The sequence below is a fragment of the Caloranaerobacter azorensis DSM 13643 genome (assembly GCF_900129995.1).
GTDB classification, from domain to species: Bacteria; Bacillota; Clostridia; order Tissierellales; family Thermohalobacteraceae; genus Caloranaerobacter; species Caloranaerobacter azorensis.
In genome coordinates, this window is the sequence record NZ_FQXO01000121.1 from 1 (window position 1) to 3761 (window position 3761).

Consider the following 3761-nt stretch of genomic DNA (forward strand, 5'->3'; position numbering starts at 1 on the left):
TTTTTTTTAGTTATGATTAGTATTCCTAGGATTTAGATGTCTGATTTTTCTACTTTATGGAAGCTAACTCTTTATTTCTTGTAAAGTGGTGTATACATCTTTAAATGCTTTTAGAGTAGTATTTTTTATATGTGCAGTAGGATATATATTTATTGCGATAATTCCATATAAAGCTCTTAAATGGGTAGAACCAATAAAAATTTCTAAAAAAAATCTATCGATTGCTATACCTAAAAATTTATTAAATGTTGCAATAGCACAAATTTGTGTTTTAGCAGCTATAAGTTTTACTTCGCCATTGATTACAAGTTATTTTATTTTAGAAAAAATAGGCGGAACTGTATTTAATATATTGATGTTAGAGGTTGTTTGTTCTGTATTTGTTATAATTACGGGGATATATAGTAAAAATTTGACTTCCAAAATTCCTCGGCAAAAAATAGTTCAGTATGGAGTTATGTTTTTTATTATTTATGCTTTTCTTTTGATGATAGCTAAAAATTACATTTTTGTTTTAATAGCTTTTGTTTTTTATGCAATAGGACATACTATTTGGTTTCCACACCATTATTCTTTACTTATGGAGTTTGTTCCAAAGGAAAGTAGAGGTCAGTTTTTCGGGAGTATGAGTGCAATTAATAAATTATTTGGAGTATGTATACCTGTTATTTCAGGAATATTAGCTAGTAAGTTCGGTTTTTTTATACCTTTTAGTCTGGTTTTTATTTTATTTATAATTGTATATATTATTTATCAGCAATTAATGAATATAAAACTAGAAAATTGAGGTTGATAATTATTGCTATATTTGTTATATAAGGAATAATTAATTAGTATAATGAAAAGGTAAGAATTATTTGTTTTTCGAGCTTAAAAATTAGAATGGACTTTTGAAATAAGTTAGCTTTGTATCATATAAATGTTAAGATATGATATTGGAAAAGTGAAATTCTAAAAGTAAGCGAGAAAAACGAAAAAATAAAAATTACAAAAGGGGTGTAGATATAATGACAAAAAAAGGCTCAAAAATTTTTATGACGATTGCATCAATTTTAATTATTATTGCTTTAGTTTTTATTATTAGTAGTAAGACTACGATGAAAGTTAAAACTAATCAGTACAAAGACGAAAATTCTATTTCAAATTCTACTAATCAACAAATGAATTATACTATAGATCAATTAACGAAGGGGGTTTTAGAAAATGATATTACTTTAGTAAAAAAAATAATTGCAAGCAATTCGGTAGATATAAATCATAAGGATTCTGAAGGTAAATGCCCTTTAGAATTGGTTTTTGTTATGAATAATTATGATATGGCTAAAATACTTTTAGAAGCTGGGGCAGACCCTTATGTAGTTACTTCAAATGGACAGACAGCATATGATTTAGCCATGAAAAGTGATAGTAAGTACCTTAAGGATATATTTAAAGCCTATTGTAAATAATTATTAATAAAAACATATATCAGGCTGTTGATAAAATATAAGTTTATATGACATTGATGGGAATTCTTATTTCAAGAAGGATTCCCTTTTTTGTTTTTGTCAGATGATTATACAACTTATTCGAAAGGATTAAAAAAATAGTAACTGGAGAAAGTGGTAAAAATGCATTGATAAATAAAAGACAAAAATAGGACTAAAATACTATTTTTAGGACAAATATCAAATCAAGTAATAAAATGCATTCTTTAAATATATAGTATTAATAAAAGTAAACAAGTTTAATATGAAAACGTTGCATTATATATAGTTTAAATCCCCTAATAAATACAAATATTTTATAAGGGGTTGGTTCCAATGTATATGATAAATAAGTGACTTATAAAGCATTTTATAATTATTAAGGGAGGAATTCGAGTGAGAGGTATATTTAAAAATAAAAAGATAGTTTCAATATTATTATTTATTACTATATTGATTTCAATTACTGGCTATGGTTTTGCATTTACTGGAGAGAACAATGGACAAAAACCAAAAGTAAAAGTACAGCAGAAAGAAATTATTAAAATCTATGACTCCAATAAAGATAAATTGTTTGAAAATTTATCTAAGAAAATGGATAAAGTTACAGATAACGAAGAAATTCCGACTATAGTTGTATTTAAAGAAAAATTGGATTCTAAGAGAAAAATCTTTGTAAACAAATTAATAGGTAATTATAAAATAAAACATGAATATAAGAATATACCTGCAATAGCTATGAAATTGAAAAAAGACCAAATTGAAAAATTGTCCAAGTTAGATATAGTTGCTCATATTGAATATGATGAACTCGTTAAGGCTTCTATGGACACAGCAAAATACTGGTTTGGTGCAGAGAAGGCTGAAAATGATTTTGACGTGAATGGAGACAGAGATGGAAATATATATAATTACAATAAGGATGATGTTGTTGTAGCAATAATTGATACTGGCATAGATGGCAATCATGTAGATTTAGATGATGGGAAAATAATAGGATGGAAGGATTTTGTAAATAATCGACCATCACCTTATGATGACAATGGTCATGGTACACATGTAGCTGGGATAATTGCTGGTGAAGGAGATGGAAATTCTAATTATACAGGAATTGCGAAAGGAGCTGCTTTAGTAGGACTTAAGGTTTTAAATAGTCAAGGCAGCGGTTCGATGAGTGATGTAACAGCAGCTATAGATTGGTGTATTACAAATAAAGACGTTTATGGTATAGATGTAATAAATTTAAGTTTGGGAACTAGTGGAAGTTCTGATGGTACAGATTCTACTTCACTAGCTGTAAATAATGCAGTTAATAATGGAATTGTTGTAGTAGTTGCAGCAGGGAATAGTGGGCCTAATAAATATACAATAGGTTCTCCAGGTGCAGCTGAAAAAGCTATTACAGTAGCAGCAATGGCAGATGTTGGAGAAAAAGGATTTAGTTTAGCTAGCTTTTCAAGTAGAGGACCTACAGCTGATGAGAGAATAAAACCCGATATTGCAGCACCTGGATATAATATAACTGCTCCAAAAGCAAATACAACAAATGATTATATAACATATAGTGGAACAAGCATGGCAACTCCTTTTACAGCAGGAATAGTAGCTTTGATGTTAGATGCAAATCCTAATTTAACACCTATTCAAGTTAAGAATATATTAGCTTCTACAGCTCATGATTGGGGTCCAGCTGGAAAAGATATAGAATATGGAAACGGCAGGCTTGATGGATATGAAGCTATAAAACAAGCAGGTAATTATAGTGGTAATAATATATCTTTACCAAATCATATGAATGCAGCAGAAAATTTGTCAAGCTCTGGAGCATCTGATATTTGGGAGTTTACAGTAGATGATACAAGATATCCTATAGCTATAACTTTGATGATATCTGATTGGAGAGCCTGGTTGTGGGGAGGAACACCTGACTTTGATATTTACTTATATGATTCTAATGGAAATACTGTAGCTTCTTCAACTGGAGTAAAAAGACAGGAGACTATTAATTTTGTACCTTCAAGTACAGGCACATACAGAATAAAAGTATATTCATATTCAGGTAGTGGAAATTATTTCTTTGATTTAAGTGCAGGTGGACGTAGTCTAATATTAAGACAAGATCAGTAAGTAGAAAAGTTAATATATTTCAAAATCAAAAGTCCTCTGATTTTTAAAAATCAGAGGACTTTTGATTGAAAATGAACTTCAATTCGTAATATGAAAAATTAAATTCATCTATGCTATACTAAAGCTAAAATAGGATCAAGGAGTGATTGAATCTCTTCGCTACAAGAA

3 protein-coding genes are annotated in these 3761 nt (G+C 28.8%); all 3 read left to right on the forward strand.

Translation table 11 applies throughout. The annotated features are described in order from the left end of the window. Nucleotides 1-88: 88 nt before the first annotated feature. The 3 genes from BUB51_RS12195 (at nt 89) to BUB51_RS12205 (ending at nt 3593) form a co-directional block, all read left to right on the forward strand. A complete protein-coding gene (locus BUB51_RS12195; RefSeq protein WP_159430418.1) occupies nt 89-787 on the forward strand; it encodes an MFS transporter in 699 nt (232 codons plus the stop codon). A 220-nt stretch (nt 788-1007) separates the two neighbouring features. Beyond that, nucleotides 1008-1448 (forward strand): ankyrin repeat domain-containing protein, encoded by a 441-nt coding sequence (locus BUB51_RS12200; RefSeq protein ID WP_073198081.1) that lies wholly within the window; start codon nt 1008-1010, stop codon nt 1446-1448. Between the two features lie 414 nt (nt 1449-1862). Further along, nucleotides 1863-3593 (forward strand): S8 family serine peptidase, encoded by a 1731-nt coding sequence (locus BUB51_RS12205; RefSeq protein WP_159430419.1) that lies wholly within the window; start codon nt 1863-1865, stop codon nt 3591-3593. Nucleotides 3594-3761: the final 168 nt, after the last annotated feature.

Coding starts and splice junctions, on each gene's coding strand:
- BUB51_RS12200 (WP_073198081.1), top strand. CDS start 1,008: ATGACAAAAAAAGGCTCAAAAATTTTTATGACGATTGCATCAATTTTA.